Origin of the sequence: Hufsiella arboris (assembly GCF_009834875.1) — a bacterium.
GTDB classification, from domain to species: Bacteria; Bacteroidota; Bacteroidia; order Sphingobacteriales; family Sphingobacteriaceae; genus Hufsiella_A; species Hufsiella_A arboris.
This window is the reverse complement of the sequence record NZ_WVHT01000002.1, coordinates 625834-643414: the sequence shown is the minus strand read 5'-3', so window position 1 is coordinate 643414 and position 17581 is coordinate 625834. Positions and strand designations below refer to the sequence as shown.

Here is a 17581-nt window from a genome sequence, read left to right as displayed (position 1 = left end):
TCATCAGCGAACATGAAAATTATTGCAGCTTTTTTAATCGCTTTGCTTTGTCAAACGATTGCGCATTCACAAACGAAATCCACTAATTTATTTAATGGGAAAGATCTAACCGGTTGGCATATGGATGTCCCTGAAATGGATAAAAATGCTGATGCAAAAAAACCTTTTATTGTTCGAAATGGGTTATTGGTGAGTTTGGGTACTCCCGGCGGCCATTTAATCACTGATAAAATATATGCAAACTATAAGCTGGAAGTGCAGTACCGCTTTGCCGGCAAACCCGGAAATTGTGGTGTGCTGGTCCACGCTTCTACACCGAGAGCGTTGTACGGAATGTTTCCGAAATCTATCGAGGTACAAATGGAAAACCAGAATGCCGGTGATTTTTGGTGCATCGCCGAAGACATTACCGTTCCGGATATGGAAAGCCGCCGCGGACCCAAGGAAAATTGGGGAACTACCGGTGATAAATTGCGCCGCATAAAAAACCTGACGGATAATTCTGAAAAGCCGGTTGGTGAGTGGAATACAATGATCATCGAATGTGTTAAAAACACTATTAAGGTTTGGGTGAACGGCGACCAGGTAAATTCAGGTTACAACTGTACCGCTCAAAAGGGTCAAATCGCTTTACAGGCTGAAGGCTCGGAAGTTGAATTTCGGAAGCTGTTGCTTACGCCTGTTAAAACGAAGTAGAAGAATCAATCAGTTTAATTTCAATTCCTTTACCGAAGTAATGCCGTAGTTTCTGGGATGCTGGGTAAACACAATCAGATTGTAACCGGATTTTTCCTTTTCCGACAGATTTACAACCAGTTCCGTTTGTGATCCGCCAATCTTAGTGGAAACCAATTCATGAACAATATTGATGTGATTTAATGTTTTGCCGCTATTTTCACCGGCAGTGACATTATTGGTTCCACCGTTTTCTACTACAGCGGCAATTAGTCGATTGCCTTTCAATTCCTTGTCGGCAGTACATGTTATTTTAATTTGATTCCCTGTTGTGGAAACGGAGTATTCAGGAGTATTGGCAAGCGTTGGTTGGTTTAAAAACCAATTTATCGACCGGTCTACTTTTATGCTATCGCTTCCCAAAAATGGTTCCTTACCGTTCACAACCGCTTGCGGAGTATAAACCTGCGATTTTAAAAACTTGCAATATTCGTTCTGCCTTTCGGTAAACTCGTGTTTGCTGTAAGGATCTTTCCATCCATATTTATCCCAGTAATCAACATGAAGTTCCATTACGAATACTTGCTTACCAGCATATTGAGTCTCTAATTTTTTTAGTAACTGCTCAGCCTTAGGGCAGCTGGAGCAACCCTCTGAAGTAAACAACTCAACCAAAGCAAAGCTTTTAGCGCTGTTATCTGATTGAACGAATCCACATAAAATCAGTAACAAGAAAACCACACTTGTATTCATGACTTTGAATTTTAAACAGTTTTTTGTTTGTCGTAACGCTGCCGCAGCAACGCAACCGGCAAACCTATACTAAACATTAGTATCACCGCATTTTTAATAAAAGACATCGCATTAAATGGACCGGTTTGTAATTGAGTAAGCGGCAGAACTAAAAACGTCATTACTAGCTGGACAAATAAGCCGTATATAACCGCACTGAGGATAACGTTTCTTTTCAGGAACGTCAGATATGGATAAATGATAAAATAAAAAGCTGTAAAGCAAAAAGCGATAAAGTAATGCGCTAAAAGGCCAAACCAGATATAACCGGCGCCACCTGAAAATGCATCTTTTCCAAAAGCCGCACTGGCGATATATCGAAATACGCCGGCGGCGTGACCATGAGCAAGCAGGAAAATCGCTGCGAGCGCGTCAAGTGTTCCAGCTAACAGCCAGGCATAAATAAGCGTTGAAATAATTGAATTATAACGAATCTCTTTGGAAAGATTTTAGTTACAACCCAGACATAAAAGTGTTTTTTTTGGGTTATCCGATTGATTAGTAATCGAATATACAAAATGTCAGTCTGATGCGGTAATGTTTTTAATTCTGGCGGGTTCAGCCGGTATCGATTTGTTTTTTAAAAACCTGTATATCTCATACTGCGAGCGAACAGGTTTCCCAGTAGATTGTAACGGCATATTTCCAAGCTCGCGATTGAGCTGTACAGCCTGTACATTATCCACTGTTTGCAGTTTTAAGATGTCAATAAATTCATTTTTAATACGTTCGTCATAAATAGGAAAGCAAACTTCAACTCGCCGGTAAATATTCCGGTTCATCCAATCTGCCGAGCCCGCATATACCTCTGTATTGCCTGCATTATGAAAAATGAAAACACGCCCGTGCTCGAGGTAGCGGTCAACAATCCGGATCACGGTAATATTTTCGCTTAGCCCCTCTACTCCCGGTATTAAGCAACAAATACTTCTTACGATCAGCGTTATCTTTACGCCCGCCAGCGATGCCTCGTAAAGTTTTGCGATGAGTGAGCGCTCCTCAAGGTTATTCAATTTGATGAATATTTCCGCCGGAAGTCCTTTATAAGCATTTACTATCTCCCGGTCAATCAGATCTAAGAAGTGCTGGTGTAAATTGAATTGCGCTACTAATAAATGCTTGAACGGCGCGAAGTCTGCCGGAATTGTTTTCTCGCGTTTTGAAAGAAAAATGAACAGTTGTTCCATTTCCAAAAGCATTTCGCGGTGTGCTGTCATAAGAACATGATCGGTATAAAATGCAGCCGTAGTTTCATTGAAATTGCCCGTTGCCAGCAGACCGTAATAGGCTTTACCGTTATTTTCATTCCGTTTAACAAGGGCAATTTTAGCGTGGACCTTTAACGAATTCCGGCTGTAGACGATCTGCACGCCGGCCTGTTTCATCGTTTTTGCCCATTTAATATTATTTTCCTCGTCAAAGCGGGCTTTTAACTCAATGAGTACAGTTACTTTTTTACCATTTTTTGCTGCGCTTATTAAGGAACGAACAATGCGGGAGTCGCTGGCAACGCGATACAGCGTTACGTAAATCTCATCTATCAGGGGATCTACTACCGCTTCGTTAAAAAAACGAATGACGTTTTTATATTGCTGGTATGGCGTATGAACCACCCGATCTGCATCTGTGATTTGGTCAAAAATCGTTTGCTGAATACTGATATCAGACGACAAGGCAGCCGGCCATGGTTCGTATTCTAATTCCTTATTTTTCACCGGCAACTGCTGCAAATCTTTTAAATTATGATATATGCCTCCTTCGGCGACACTGCCCGGGGACAGATCCAGCTTTTTTAGTAATAAATAGAAAGTATCAAGCGGCATGTCAGGCTGATATAGAAACCGTGTCGCCTTACCAAAGTCGCGTTTCGCCAACTGTTCAGCGAGCGCATCTGCGACATCCCCCGGGTAATCGTCCTTAAGGTTTATTTCTGCATCCCGGGTTATTTTAAAACTATAGCAGCCAGTAACTCTTGAAGAAGGGAATACCCACTGCAAATGATGCCTGATAATATCATCAAGAAAAAGGATAAACAAGCCGGTCGTCGCCGAAAACGAAAAAAAGCGAGGCAGGCAGTCTGATGGAATGTTGATAACGAGAATCTTATCCAAGCCATTTTCATTGATCGTTACAACATGGTACAGTTTATTATTCTCGGGAAAAAATGATGCAGGTTCAACTGATAAATCAACTATTTGAATAAACGTAAGCACTTCCTGCAGGAAGCAATTAGTGGCAGACGGCATAATCGATTCTGGGATCGGCTTGCCATAAATCAGCTGGTAACCATTTTCTTTTAAAAGAGGTATCAGCTTCCCGGTTAAAATATTTCCAAAAGACCTTTGTTGATTTTGAATGATTTCCCTTGCCGTGGCAGCAACATCTTTACCATGGCTACCAATAATTTCTTCGTCGGTGTCAAGTTGCTGAAGTGCCATTAAAACCGGCATGCGTACCCTGTAAAATTCATCCAGGTTAGATGAAAAGATTGATAAAAATTTGATACGCTCCATTAAGGGCACCGAGTCGCGGCCAGCTTCCTGTAAAATACGTTCGTTGAATGACAGCCAACTAAGATCCCTGTTAAAAAAATGGCTTGTTTTCATAAAATTTTCAGGCAGATCTATTAGGGTATTAATTAAAAAAATCCGTTACCTGCTCACTTGAATAAACAAGCGAAACAATAACAAAAGCAAAAATGGACACGATAAGTCCGTACATAAAAATATTATAGGATATGCGCAACAGGCGATATTTTTTCCCCAGAGTTATGCCCTGGAAGTACAAATCTTTGATCAGTGTGCCATACAGGAACTCACGGTCGTTCATCACTTTTTCCATGCCCGCAGCGTATTCATCAAGATTCATCCGGTAAAAGTTTCCAAAAAAGAGAAGGTTTACCTTTTTTTCTTCGATATCCTTTTGGGTGAATGTTCCCGACGGAATGCTTGGCCTGGTAGCCAGAACGGCAAAAATCATGGCGCCAAGACTTATCATTAATATCAGGTACGTTGGATAAGCGAGGTAATAATAACTGTCGAGCTTGCGAAGTAAAATGCTGATCACCGCAGACAATATGATTGCGTTTACAGTAATCATAATATGAGCCTTGTTATCGGCCATGTCACTTAAACGCTGATGATTTCCCGAACTGATACGAAACATAGTTTCAATACCCCGGGAAGGACGGTCGGCTCCATGTTTTAAGTCAGAATTAAGATCCGGAAATTCCGCCTTCTCATTAGTTGGCTTATCATTTTCTTTCTGTTTTTGAATGAGATCCTTCAGATTTTCGTCTTTGCCCGCGTCTAAGAGCTGCTTCGCGTAAGCTGTCTGATAGTGATGTGAGTTGAAAAGGCCAATGGTTTTTTGCCGCCAATCGTCTTTTGAGATTTTCTCTCCATGAATTTGCTCATACTCCTTTCTCATAAGTTTGTTAAGATCAGGAAAATCCGTAGTGCCCAGGTGATAAAGGTCAGCGTCACATAATATTTGTTCGATTAATATTTCCGGCTTCTGTGGCATAACGGTAGCCATTATAGTTTTTTTTACCGCTGTAATTACCGATTCGTCTATGCCCCTGGGTTGAAGGTATTGCTCAGCCAGCCGGGCGCCTTCCCGCTCATGATCCTTGCTATTGGTAAAATATCCGGAATCATGAAAAATCGCGGCAATCTGCAGAATGAAAAAATCCGTCTCGTTTAACTGGTAGTGCCTGCCTATTTTTTCCGCAAATTCGATAACTCTATGCGTATGATCGATGTTATGATAAATAAATTCCCGTTGCTTGTGTGAATGGAAATAGGACGTAATATATTCTTTTGCCTGGTTGACGATGCCGCTTAAGTCTGTATTGTTCATGCTAATCATTTTTTTGAGCTGCATTAAATTCTCGGCCAATTAAATAAGCGGTCATAAATTTACTTACACCTTTAAGTTTAATTTTCTTTGCAATTTTTTGTTCAGGTAACGAGGTCAATCGTTTTAAAATAGTACGGGAAATTATTATGTTATTATTCAACGAACGTGTCAGTGACTGCAGTCGGGATGCAACATTTACAGCAAAACCCATCACGGTTAAATTGTTGTTTATACCGAGCCCGATACTACCAACAACGGTGTTGCCAGCATGAATCCCTATACCCACTTCAAACGATTTGCCGAACAGACTAAAATATTGCTCGTTACACAAGTCGAGTTCAATGTTTATTGCATGAGCTGCATCTACTGCATTTTGCGCTGTCTCAGCTATCGAATCATTATTTAATCCGAAGACAGCATACAAACCATCTCCGGCAGTTTCTAATATTTTTCCCTCGTGCTTTTCAATGGCTTTTTTAAAAATATTGAACAAACGCCTTAAGATGTGCATTACGTCGAAAGGGAGGTTAGATTCTATAAGTGAAGTAAAATCCTTTATATCGAGAAAAAACAAAGTTAACTCGCGTTCTTCGCCGATGGTTAGTTTGTCACTGTAAGCTTTGCTCCCAACATAATAGTAAATATCATCCTTATCGCGAATAAGACGCTGAACGGTAACTTCGCCGCCGAGAACCTGTGTCTGGCATGCAAGTCGAACAGTATCTGGCAAACGCATTTTTTCCTTCGCTGCCTGTTCCCGCGAATTGGGTTTATTGAGCCACTCCTCCCCGTCTAAAACAATTACCCGGCAGGTAGTACATTTAGCTTTACCTCCGCAATCGTGATAAAAAGGAATTTTGGCGGATAATGCCGTTTCAAGGATAGATTTTCCCTGGGGGATGCTTAGTTTTTCTTCACCGGTAATAGTCAATTCAAAAAATCGCTCGCCACCCATGATCTGAAAATTAATAGCTGAAATTAGTCAATTCCTGTTAAAATCTCATGCTTAATCTGATGTACGGATACCATCCTTCGGTTGAATATCCTTCAATAAATTGTGCAACCAGATAACGCGCCGGCGCGAAATACAACCCGGCACCAACGCCCTGGTGCCATTTTGAAGAATCTTCATTTTTAACCCAAACACGGCCGATATCATAAAATGCATTCATGCCGATCTCCCCGGGCAAAATGTAATTTGCCAGCTGTCCAAAACGCAGTCTTAATTCCAGGTTGTTATATAGCATTTGCTCCCCGGCAAAGCGAAATTGCCTGTAGCCAAGTAAATTCCCTTGTCCACCCAGGAAAACAGATTGATAAAAAGTTGCGTCACCGAAAGTTATTCCTCCTCCGGTACGGTTAGCAAGTACTAAAACAGAATCACGGCTTATTTTCTGGTAAAAGCTAAACTCAGGAAGTATCCTCACAAATGATTCTGAAAAAGAATTTAAGCCCTTGTAAGCCGCGGCTTTAAAATTCATATAAATCCCGGAGACCGGCAATAGCTTGTTTCCCCTCCTATCCTGTGTAAAATTAAAAGTCACTCCGCCATGAACTTTTTCGCGGTCGAGCGTAGTACTGTCATAGGAACCGATATCGGCGTTACTATTGATGAAACGCCCTGTATTATCGCCTGGATTGTAATGATAGTATTGAAAAGATAATCCGCTTTCTATTGAAATGCCACCCGGATGTCGCCACCGTATTGTAGGATCAACCTGGTATAAATTAAACCGCGTGCGATAATAAGTCACAAAATCACCTGACTTGTCAAATGGAGTTTCATTTCCGCGGCCATAAAAATTCATGGTATTGTTGGGTGCGTAAGCCGTAGCCTGCACAACGATATCGGCGCTGCCGATAGCGCGAAGCCATTCACCTGAGTACCTCAACCGAAAAGCTTTCGTGGAAAATGAATGTCCCGCCGTAAACGACTGGACACCTGCGTAGGGTACTTTTCTAAAACCCTGGTATGTATATTTTATTCCTAAACCCAGTAACAAGCCGTCATCTTTATTGTAGCCGCCAGTCACCAGAGGCTGAGGTATATTATAGCGGTTAGTTTGTACAATACTAACATTTGAACTGTCGTTCGACAAATGCTTACTAAAACGATGTTCCGGGTCGGTAAAATGATCATTGCTTTTAAGATCATAAACTTTTACCTTCCTGTTCGAAGCAGCGGCCGAATAATTTTTATCGCCCTGCCCGCCAACCACACGAACTTTCACAGGTGAAGTCTTGTTGTCTACTAACACCTGGTCGTTGCCTTTAGCTGTAAAAATTCTTACTTCGCGTGTAATTTCAGGATCCAGCGCTTTAAAGAACAATTGCTGTTCAAGTTCTCCGGATTTAGAAATTTTATATATGCGGACATTTAATTTCCTTTCGGCAGTGTCAGTAAGAACGATCTTTTCGTTCTTATCAGAGAGTTCAACATCTACGATTTTATTTAAAAACCGGTAGAATTTGTCCATTTCCGCTGGAAAACTGTTTCTACGCTGCTGCATATTCGCGAGCAACTCTTTGTGTCTGATATTGTATGACGATTCCGGAAGTCTCTTGAGTGCTCGTTCCAGCACACTGTCGGGAATCCGCGAAATAAAATCATTAGTCACCGACATCCATTTTTCATAGCTTATCTGATTTAAAACACGGGTAACCAAAACCCGCGTTTCCCAAAGCTGTGTGTTGACGTTTTCTATCTCACCTTTAAAACCCTGCATAAATGGAAAAAACCATCGCCTTGAAACACTGCGCGGCACGATGCCTTGGTTTACGTAAAACACCTGATCCCTGTCTCTCGGCACTGGCATGTAAAGCTTTCCGGATCCGTCTTTTTCATCCCTCCATCTCCATTGATCCAGATGCCGGTCCCAGTCCCCCATCACTAAATCTAGCATTATAGCCCGTAAAAACGCCTCGTCCGCTACCTGGTTATCATTGTCTTCGCGGAGGCTGCTTAACATCTTTATCGAATTATCTGATTTCCCTATCGGTTCGCGCTCTTCAAGCAGGCAAAGCTGATTCTCAAAGTCAGCGGAGAACTTACCTAAAGCACTGTCTGGCAACACTTTTCCGATAATAGGATTGCTATGATATATTCCTTCGGCATCGGCAAGCACAGGCACGATTAAAGCTGAGTATGGATGTTGAGCTGACATAGCGTCATTCACCCAATCTTTAGCGAATGTGTTTCTTATAGCTTCCGGCAAGAGCACTTCGGGAAATTTTTCAATACTTCTTAACACCCATTCCTGCCCTTTTTTATCAACTAGTCGAAGGGATTTTGTTTGATTGCCGCCACCACGTTCAAGTGCTTTTAAACCGCCTTTTATTTCGGAAATCCGAATTACCGGCAGAGTCGTTTCTGCCGCCCATTCCTTACGGTAATTTTCTCCAAAAAAGAACTTATGAAAGCCACTAACGTCGTTATAAGAAGCATGAGCACGCACTTTAACACTATCCTGGGCCTTTAATGTGCTGATAATGAAAAATGAGCAGGCAAGCAAGCCGGCATTTCTTAAAAAATGGTTCATTTTAACGTATAGCATTCTTCAGAATTACGGGTTAGTTAAGTAATCAGAGTTTTAAAACGGTAAATATTTATATAAAATTAAAAAATATACTGAAATCGCCTTGAAAGATTACGTTGCTTAGCAAGCAATTAATTTCAAACGGTTGGATATAACAGAATTTTCTGTTAAGAGTTTATTTTTAATACGACTAACCGTTTCAGGACATAAACCAAGATACGAGGCTATGACTGTCTGCGGTAACCGGCCTATAATGTGAGGATATGATCTGCTAAAAGTTTCATATCGCTCTTCGGCTGAAGAACCTATTAAACTCAATATGCGTCTTTGGTATTCTCCGGTTATTTCACGGTATATATCATTTAAAAAATGGGCAAGACCTGGATTCCGGGTTAACTCCGCTTTAAGGCGATCGGCTGAAATAATTAGCAACTCGCAATCTTCGACAGCTTCAATTGTGAAACCAGATGTCAGATTTGTGCCAAAACTTTCAAAATCGCTTATCCATTGATTGTCGCAAGCCAGATACATCGTATGTTGCCGTCCCTTGTCGTCAATACTGTATAAACGCATGGCGCCTTTCACAATAAATATCAAACTCCGACACATGGACCCTTCATTCGCGATCACCTGTTTTTTTGCAACTTTGCGCGGCCTCAGAATATCGCGAATTAGCTCATATCCGAGCTTACAAGTTTGCTTTTCAAAAAATTCCAGTTGAATCCGGGTGTTTTCCATGTTGATCAATTTAGCAACAGCCAAACTAATGCCATCATTTCAAATAATTAATAATCAATTACTTACAAAAGACAATTGACCTTAAAATAACGTCATTTCGTTAAATAGCGATAAAACAACTCGAATTGTCGTGATACTTTTAAGCAACTTACTGCTGCCGGCCTTTAAAAAACTTATTGTATTTGAGAAGCTGTTTATACCTGAAAACTTTCTTTTCCATAGTTTTCGAGATCGATTCATCGATCGAGGAAGGGTCATCAAATTTGGCAATTTCTATCCTTTGTGCTCCATAAATTCCGGAGTGCCCGCTGAAATAATATGCGGTAAAACACGCGGTGGCAAATAATATAGCATGTTCACCTCCAAAAAGTTCGATTCCCATAAAGGTACAGGCTATTGGTGTATTCGTTGCGCCGGCAAAAACTGCAATAAAGCCTAATGCTGCGAATAGGCTGACGGGAGCATTCAATAGATCTGATAATGAATTACCAAGCGTTGCACCGATATAGAACAGCGGTGTGACTTCGCCACCTTTAAATCCGCTTCCGAGTGTGATGCTTGTGTATAGTGTTTTCCACAGCCAGCTCCAGCCGTGGGATCCGCCGGTATGAAATGCAGATGAGATGGTAACAGCGCCCGGATATTCCGGATTTACTCCCAGGCTAAGATAGTCAGGCGCACCGATTAAAAGTGTCAGCCCAATAATGATTAGCCCGCCGGCAACCGGTATCATCCACTTTGTTTTAAAAAACTTAAGGCCGGCTTTTTTAATGGTATGTGTCATCATGGTAAACAGATAGCTGGCAAAACCAAAAACTGCCGATGCGATGATCACCTTAAAAAAAAGCAAAAGGTCAAAATGAAATAAGTTTGAAATAAATAACGGCGTATAAGGCAGGTCGTCTATATGATACTGAACATGTGAAACATGCCAGGCACTAACAGTGATATCGCCGATAATAGCGGCCATTAACGATGGAAGCAGCGCCCGATATTGTATTTTTCCAATCGTAAGAACCTCCATGGCGAAAACCGCACCAGTTAGCGGTGTGCCGAAAACGGCGCCAAAACCGGCCGCTACACTGGCTGTAAGAATTATCTGGCGGTTAGCACCGTTCAGTTTAAACACGTTGCCAAAAAACGATCCGACGCTTCCGCCGATTTGTACAGCCGTACCTTCGCGCCCTGCCGAGCCGCCAAAAAGGTGTGTCATAATTGTGGTAATCAAAATGATCGGGGCCATCTGCCAGGGTATGTCCCCTTCGTCCTGGTGTATTTGCTCGATAATCAGATTATTTCCCTTCTCGGATGATTTGCCTGCAGACTGATAAATTACATGAATAAGTAATCCGGCAAGCGGTAAAAGGAACAGCAACCAACTGTGGGAAAATCTAAAATGGATGGCCCAGTTTAACAGCCATAAAAAAAGCGAAACAATACTGCCGGTAACCAGTGCCACGGGCAATATCCAAATCGTCCACCGGATTAGCTGTTTGAAAATTGAAAATTGATCTTTCATCTAAACGTTCACCTGCAATAAAAAACAATTAAAACCCGGTAAGTCGGATACATTTTGCAGGTGTCATCAGCGCGAAGCGGTTATTTTAAACGGAAGACACCATTTCCGTCAGCACGAAGTTAAAAATAAAATATTCAGCAACGCAAAGGCCATTAAATTTTTGACACATCTACTCCAATCTTCAAAAACTCCTGTTTTCCGGCATCGGTAACGGTGTAGTGTTTATCATCAGGATGTTCCTTTGTGATCCAACCATTTCTCAAAAAGCTTTCAAAAAGCAATTCACCTAGTTTGCCGCCAATGTGGTTATAGCAAAGCTTCGCTGGCACTAACTGTTGCATTTTAAATATCAAGCTGTAACAAATTGCGTAAAAAAACGCTACAAATCTGAGTAGTTACACTTGATCCGTGTGTTTTATTTAATATTAAATTTAACTATTGTAATAGCGTTGTGACAAAAAAAAGTTTCCGTCACAAAACCCCGGGAACTTTTCTTTCGTATAATTTTTACATCAACTGCCACAAGTGAAAAACGTAAGACTTATATATCTGCTCATTGGCGCAACAATCACCTTGATCGTAGCCAACAGCATCTTTTTCCTGAATCAATTTTACAAGAATGAAGACAACTTCAGTGCATTAAACCGTAGTTATTACCTGATTGAGAATGCAAACGTAGTACTAGCAGATATTAAAACAGCATCAGAGAATGAGCAGAATTACCTTATAACTAAGGAAACCCGATATAAATTGCTGTATGGATCAACCAAGCGTGAATTACTGAAGTCTTCATCCAGATTTTATGCCCAGATAGCGGAAGCCGGAGAAACGAATGATGCTATTGAAAGTTTGCAAAAACTTATAAGCAAAAAGATCAGTGATATGGATGAGCTGATAGACAGAAATGATGACCTGGCAGCCAACATTCGTTACGTTAACTCGGAAGAAGCACACATTCTTTCAAATGTAATTGAATCGAAGATAAAGCGGATCGCCGGACTCCACAGAAACATCCTGGCGGCCAAAAGCAGAGATATTAAGAACCAAAGCTCACAATTACAGCTATTCTCAATTGCAAGTAACTGGGCTCTGCTGACGTTTGTCATCGTCGCATTCATAACCATCATGCGAAACCGGAAACGTATCGCCGATCTCTTCATCCGTATAGCGAGAAAAAATGAGTTGCTGGAAGCCAAGAAAAATAATTTACAGGCAGTGAGCGAACATCTGCGTCAGCAGAATGACGAGCTGGAACGTTTTGCCTACATCGCTTCACATGATTTAAGATCGCCGGCAATCAATCAGCTGGCCCTTTTAAAACTTTATGTGCAGTCTAAAACAGAAGGTGAAAAAGAAGAAATTTTTGGCGCACTTGTCGAAACATCAGAATGCCTGGTAGCCAAATTAGATGATATCATTGAGGATTTACGCCTGAAACACGAAGCCATAGACACCCGGGAGGTTTTATCTTTTAACGACGTGTATTGCCACGTTGTAAAAAACCTTTCTGCTGATATCAAGAGCACCGGCGCGCGAATAAATTGTGATTTCAGCGACGCACCAAAAATTAACGTACACAGAACGTTCCTGGAAAGTATCTTGCAAAATTTATTATCAAACGCAATAAAGTACCGCCACCCGGAGCGCGAACCACAAATTTCAATACGTTCATATCTAAACGATAGCAAGATTTGTTTCGCCGTTAGCGATAACGGCCTGGGTATCGATCTGGAAAAAAACGGCGAAAGCCTGTTCAATCTTTACAGCAGGTTTCATAAGAATGCTGATGGCAAAGGCGTGGGACTGTATATCACCCGGAAGCAGGTTTTAGCATTGGGCGGCAGCATCGATGTCAACAGCATGCCCGATGTTGGTAGTACTTTTACTGTAAACTTTTAGCGTGAAAAAATTCCGTGCTAAAGTTGACCAGGAACACCTCTTTAACCGCCCGGGTTATTGCTGTGTAAAGCCATCTTAAAAAATCGGTGTTAACCATTTCTTCTGTTAAATAACCCTGATCAATAAATACCGCATCCCATTGGCCGCCCTGCGCTTTATGGCAGGTAGTTGCAAATGCAAATTTTACCTGCAGCGCATTATAGTAAGGATTTGTCTTTAGCTCGAGAAAGCGCATGCTTTTGTTAGTGATGTGAGAGTAATCGGTCATCACTGCCTCAAAAAACCGCTTCTGATCAGCACTTGTTAAACTCGGGCTGTCGAGATACAACGTATCAAGCATTAGTTTACATGACAGCGGCTCGCTCTGCTCATTATCAACGAATTCAATAACAGCGTCGGCAAACCGAAATCCGTACATCTCGTGAATATTACGAACGCGTTTAATTTTTGCAATATCACCATTGGCGATAAAATTGTTTGCGGCATTTTCGTCCTTAAGCCAGAAGTAGTTATTTCTGACAACCATAATATAATCCCCGCCGGTTAGTTCTTCCTCACGATAAAGAATACGGTTTCGGATTTGTTGATTGTAGGTATTAGCGTTTTTATTTGAACGGCAGATAACCAGCGTGTTCTCCATTCCGTACTTATCATAAGCGTAATGCAAGCCTTCTGGCAGCCGCTCGCCTGTCATTTGATAAATGTCTTTAAATCCGCTTATAACAAATTTCGGGAAGCCGGCTTTTTTCATCTGAAGCTGCCGCCTGATCTTGGTTGCATTTGCAAGTATTCCTGATTCTTTTTCCTGGCGCACAACTTCCTGCAGTTCTTCGCCAAAAATTGTCATGGCAAAATGGTCTGCCAGGTAAGCGTTGTCGAGCGCCGGACTTTTTTCGGTACCGACAGGCGGCAACTGAGCGGTGTCGCCGACAAACATCAGCTTACAATTTTTGCCGTTATAAACGTAGCTGATCAAATCATGCAACAAGCTGAACTTACTGAAATCACTTGATTCATCACTGATCATAGATGCTTCATCAACAATAAAAATCGTATCCTCAGCCATATTTGGTGCCAGCGCGAAAATCATGTCAGGAGTTATGGCGTCCTTCTTCCGGTAAATCTTTTTGTGAATTGTGAACGCCTTTTTGTTTGAATAGCCCGACATCACCTTAGCCGCCCGGCCAGTAGGCGCCAGCAATACCGATTTTAAATTGAACTGGGCTAAAGTTTTAACAAGTGCCGCGATGATAGTTGTTTTTCCCGTACCCGCATAGCCTTTTAACACAAAGCATTCATCACCTTCATTTGCCGCAATAAATTGGTCGATCTTAAGAAAAACCCGCTCCTGGCAACTTGTGGGCTCAAATCTGAATTTCTCCCTGAGTGTTTCGCTAATACTCATCGGTGTAAAGTTGCATATTCGTTCACTGATTTCCATTAAGCAAAAAAATTATAGTTTTGTTGTGTGGATAAAGGAATAAAAACTCACGTAGAAGAACCTGGCTTTCAGTCGCAGCAATCATCCAAGTGCGATCTTTTGATCTCAGTTACAGATTCTGTTTTTTCATATCTCGTTGTTGATATGCTTCACGATCAGGCGAAAATCTACGGATCAATCGGCTTTAAAAATTTAACCGACCTCGAATCCGCTATTGACGAGACTGCCATTTTGCGGTTTTACTACCGAAAAGTTAAAATAAGCATTCAAACAAATCTATTCGCTTTTATTCCACAAGAGGTTTTCGATGAAGGAGATGCCGGTCGGTATGCAGGTTTTGTTGGCGGCGGAGTTACGCTGACCAATGCCATTAAAACGGCCTCTATCAAAACTGTTGCGTCATTCGACACGCAGTTGAAAGAATTCCTAACGAAACGATTCCCTTCCGCATTGATTTTAACGCAAGCTGAGCCATTTGTAGAAGCTGCGTTGAAATTTTATTCCTCCGAATCCCGGCAGTTATTTATCGGCATTGCCGGCGAAAAATTTGAATTGTTGCTTACGGAAGGCAAAAAAGTGATTTTTTACAACTTGCTGCCCAAGCATGACGCTGACGAGTTCAACTATTACATATTGACTATTATTAAGCAATTGCAAATAAACCCTAAAGAAGTTTCTGTAATCCTGTCTGGCGAGTATGATGCCGAAGTTATTGAACGTCTTGAGAAATATTTCAACGAGATTCATCATGTCATTGCAGCGCTGGTAGTCAATATACCCGATGATTTTAAAACCATAGAGCAAACCAGGATTTTCACTTTAAGTGCCCTGTTGCTATGCGAATAGTTGGCGGCAGGTTAAAAGGCCTGCGGATACAGGCGCCGTCAAACCTTCCAGTACGGCCTACAACAGACATGGCGAAAGAGGCCTTGTTCAATATCCTGAACAATCGTTTTGATTTTGAGCAAATTAAAGTACTCGATCTCTTCAGCGGAACCGGCAGCATTACGCTGGAGTTTGCCTCGCGCGGGACAAGCGATATAACCTCCGTCGACCTTAGCTATCATTGTGTCAAATTTCTCAAAGAATCGGTTCAGCAATACAAGCTAGCCAATGTTAAGGTTATAAAGGCCGATGTCTTTAAATACCTGAATACAGAAACCAAAGCTTATGATCTGATTTTCGCCGATGCACCTTACGACAATCCAAAACTTCCGTCAATTCCGGATCTTGTATTCACTAAAAATCTTCTGAATAATAGCGGACTTTTAATTGTCGAACACCCGTCAACAATCAGGCTGAACCATTATAAACAGTTCACCGAGCAACGAAAATATGGCTATTCGTCGTTTAGTTTTTTTGAAAATTTAGACAAAAGCGAAAATACGCTTTAACCATTTTGAATTACCTTTAAGTTATGAAAAAAGCCCTGTTCCCGGGATCGTTCGATCCAGTTACTAAAGCCCATGTGGATATTTTAAAACGATCCATTTCATTGTTTGACAAAGTTGTGATTGGCATCGGACTTAATTCATCCAAACAGGCGCTGCTCGATCCGGAAACTAGAAAAAAAATGCTGGAAGCCGTTTTTAGCTACGAGCCTAAAATCGAAATTTCAACTTACGAAGGCCTTACCGTCGATTTCTGTAAAAGTATCGGTGCCGAATATATGATCAGGGGCATCCGGACAGTTTTAGATTTCGAATATGAAAAAGCAATTGCCCAGATGAATCATGCCCTCGTTCCTGAAATTGAAAGCATTTTCATCCTTAGCAAACCGGGATATTCGTCGATAAGCTCAACGATTGTCCGCGATATTCATCGCTATAACGGTGATATCAGCCAGTTCGTTCCTAAAGAAGTTATACCTTTTCTTTAAGCAAGCCGATTAAACCGGAGATTAAGGGATAGGTGTTTTTTTCGACCATTGCAAAATCATCTTTTCCTAACCAGCGCGCATCGGTTATATCTTCTTCGAGCTGAGGAACCAGGTTTGGCTGATTTAGCGCTTTCATCGCGTACCAGGTCGTCTTTTTAAGAACGATCTGTTTAGAGATTTCGTAAACGTGCCAGGTTTTGCAAAGCTTCTGCCCCACTTCATCAACGTGGATGCCACATTCTTCCTCTACCTCGCGAACTGCTGCTTTTTTTGTTTTTTCACCCTCATCAATTTTTCCTTTGGGGAGATCCCAAACACCCTTTCGGAAGATAAAAAGATACTTGTCATCTTCATTTTTCACCAGGCCTCCGGCGGCCTTTATTACACGTACCGATTCCTTTAATGTTTTAAAATACTGTCCGGCATTTTTAACTTTTATAACAAAGATTCCGCTTTGTTTTCCGGTCTTAACAGATTTGTAAAAAGCCGGAAATACAAATCCCTCATGGTCAATTTGTTTTGCTTTGCTTTTAGTTTTTATCTTAGTATCAGTGATTATAAGGACTGTTTCGTTAATATAAATTGTATACATTTGCGCCATGACGAATAAAAGTGAGATTGAACAGAAAGTTGCCGAATTTTTGTTGCAAATTAAAGCAATTAAATTACAACCAAATAATCCTTTTACTTGGGCATCCGGATGGAAATCTCCGATATACTGCGATAACAGGATTACGCTTTCTCACCCTTCGATTAGAACCTATATCCGCCAAAATCTGTCGTCATTGATCCAGGAAGAATTCGGTTCTGTTGGCTTAGTTGCCGGTGTCGCTACAGCCGGAATTCCGCAGGGAGTTTTAGTTGCTCAGGACCTTGGATTGCCCTTTGCTTATGTGCGTTCTAAACCAAAAGAACACGGAACCGGCAGCCTTATTGAAGGTGAATTTTTTGCAGGACAGCGCGTGGTGGTAGTCGAAGACCTGATTTCAACCGGTAAAAGCAGCTTGCAGGCCGTTGAAGCTTTGCGTGCTGCGGGTTGTGATGTGGCAGGCTTAGTAGCGATTTTCAGTTACGGTTTAAATGAAGCTTCGGAAAATTTTAAAAATGCAAAATGCCGCTTCGAAACGCTGTCAAATTATGATGCGCTGATCGACTATGCATCAACTCACCATTTCGTTAGTAAAGATGATCTTGAACTGCTGCGTACCTGGAGAAATAATCCGTCGCAGTGGGGGAATTAA

16 protein-coding genes and 1 riboswitch are annotated in these 17581 nt (G+C 41.5%); of the genes, 6 read left to right on the top strand and 10 right to left on the bottom strand.

Annotation, left to right across the window (positions count from 1 at the left end):
- The first annotated feature begins 12 nt into the window (after positions 1-12).
- On the top strand, positions 13-696 hold the full coding sequence (locus GS399_RS06545; protein WP_160843787.1) for a 3-keto-disaccharide hydrolase: 684 nt from the start codon (positions 13-15) through the stop codon (positions 694-696).
- Between the two features lie 9 nt (positions 697-705).
- Here the strand turns inward: GS399_RS06545 and GS399_RS06540 are convergent, their stop codons facing one another.
- The 8 genes from GS399_RS06540 to GS399_RS06505 all read right to left on the bottom strand — a co-directional run bounded on the left by GS399_RS06540 (position 706) and on the right by GS399_RS06505 (position 11462).
- Positions 706-1428: a DUF1223 domain-containing protein gene (locus tag GS399_RS06540; protein WP_160843786.1), complete on the bottom strand. Its 723-nt coding sequence runs from the start codon at positions 1426-1428 to the stop codon at positions 706-708.
- A 560-nt stretch (positions 1429-1988) separates the two neighbouring features.
- Complete coding sequence (ppk1, locus tag GS399_RS06535) at positions 1989-4073, bottom strand: polyphosphate kinase 1 (RefSeq protein WP_160843785.1); 2085 nt, start codon at positions 4071-4073, stop codon at positions 1989-1991.
- Positions 4074-4101: 28 nt separating this feature from the next.
- Positions 4102-5328, bottom strand: a complete 1227-nt coding sequence (locus GS399_RS06530; RefSeq protein WP_160843784.1) for a Pycsar system effector family protein — start codon at positions 5326-5328, stop codon at positions 4102-4104.
- A gap of 1 nt (position 5329) precedes the next feature.
- Positions 5330-6283, bottom strand: a complete 954-nt coding sequence (locus GS399_RS06525; RefSeq protein WP_160843783.1) for an adenylate/guanylate cyclase domain-containing protein — start codon at positions 6281-6283, stop codon at positions 5330-5332.
- Between the two features lie 37 nt (positions 6284-6320).
- Positions 6321-8867 (bottom strand): BamA/TamA family outer membrane protein, encoded by a 2547-nt coding sequence (locus tag GS399_RS06520; RefSeq protein ID WP_160843782.1) that lies wholly within the window; start codon positions 8865-8867, stop codon positions 6321-6323.
- Between the two features lie 117 nt (positions 8868-8984).
- Positions 8985-9602: a Crp/Fnr family transcriptional regulator gene (locus GS399_RS06515; RefSeq protein WP_160843781.1), complete on the bottom strand. Its 618-nt coding sequence runs from the start codon at positions 9600-9602 to the stop codon at positions 8985-8987.
- A gap of 148 nt (positions 9603-9750) precedes the next feature.
- The gene (locus tag GS399_RS06510; protein WP_160843780.1) at positions 9751-11121 is read right to left on the bottom strand and encodes a chloride channel protein; all 1371 of its coding nucleotides are present in this window, start codon (positions 11119-11121) and stop codon (positions 9751-9753) included.
- A gap of 50 nt (positions 11122-11171) precedes the next feature.
- Positions 11172-11237: riboswitch (Fluoride riboswitch) on the bottom strand.
- A 36-nt stretch (positions 11238-11273) separates the two neighbouring features.
- The gene (locus tag GS399_RS06505) at positions 11274-11462 is read right to left on the bottom strand and encodes an ArsR family transcriptional regulator (protein ID WP_160843779.1); all 189 of its coding nucleotides are present in this window, start codon (positions 11460-11462) and stop codon (positions 11274-11276) included.
- A 184-nt stretch (positions 11463-11646) separates the two neighbouring features.
- Here GS399_RS06505 and GS399_RS06500 point away from each other — a divergent pair, with 184 nt between their 5' ends.
- Positions 11647-13020: a sensor histidine kinase gene (locus tag GS399_RS06500; protein ID WP_160843778.1), complete on the top strand. Its 1374-nt coding sequence runs from the start codon at positions 11647-11649 to the stop codon at positions 13018-13020.
- On the opposite strand, the gene GS399_RS06495 is transcribed toward GS399_RS06500, so the two are convergent.
- Complete coding sequence (locus GS399_RS06495) at positions 13004-14425, bottom strand: ATP-dependent DNA helicase (RefSeq protein WP_160843777.1); 1422 nt, start codon at positions 14423-14425, stop codon at positions 13004-13006. The genes GS399_RS06500 and GS399_RS06495 overlap by 17 nt on opposite strands.
- A gap of 63 nt (positions 14426-14488) precedes the next feature.
- Here GS399_RS06495 and GS399_RS06490 point away from each other — a divergent pair, with 63 nt between their 5' ends.
- From GS399_RS06490 to coaD, 3 genes are read left to right on the top strand one after another with little or no spacing between them, the layout of a single operon-like run.
- On the top strand, positions 14489-15307 hold the full coding sequence (locus GS399_RS06490) for a DUF3822 family protein (RefSeq protein ID WP_160843776.1): 819 nt from the start codon (positions 14489-14491) through the stop codon (positions 15305-15307).
- Positions 15298-15855 (top strand): RsmD family RNA methyltransferase, encoded by a 558-nt coding sequence (locus GS399_RS06485; RefSeq protein WP_160843775.1) that lies wholly within the window; start codon positions 15298-15300, stop codon positions 15853-15855. Before GS399_RS06490 ends, GS399_RS06485 begins: the two co-directional genes overlap by 10 nt.
- 23 nt (positions 15856-15878) lie before the next feature.
- Positions 15879-16340, top strand: coding sequence for a pantetheine-phosphate adenylyltransferase (gene coaD / locus GS399_RS06480; RefSeq protein ID WP_160843774.1), 462 nt, complete (start codon positions 15879-15881; stop codon positions 16338-16340).
- On the opposite strand, the gene GS399_RS06475 is transcribed toward coaD, so the two are convergent.
- A complete protein-coding gene (locus tag GS399_RS06475) occupies positions 16324-16932 on the bottom strand; it encodes an NUDIX hydrolase (protein WP_160843773.1) in 609 nt (202 codons plus the stop codon). The genes coaD and GS399_RS06475 overlap by 17 nt on opposite strands.
- A 7-nt stretch (positions 16933-16939) precedes the next feature.
- On the opposite strand from GS399_RS06475, the gene pyrE reads away from it, so the two are divergent.
- Positions 16940-17581: an orotate phosphoribosyltransferase gene (gene pyrE, locus GS399_RS06470; RefSeq protein ID WP_160843772.1), complete on the top strand. Its 642-nt coding sequence runs from the start codon at positions 16940-16942 to the stop codon at positions 17579-17581.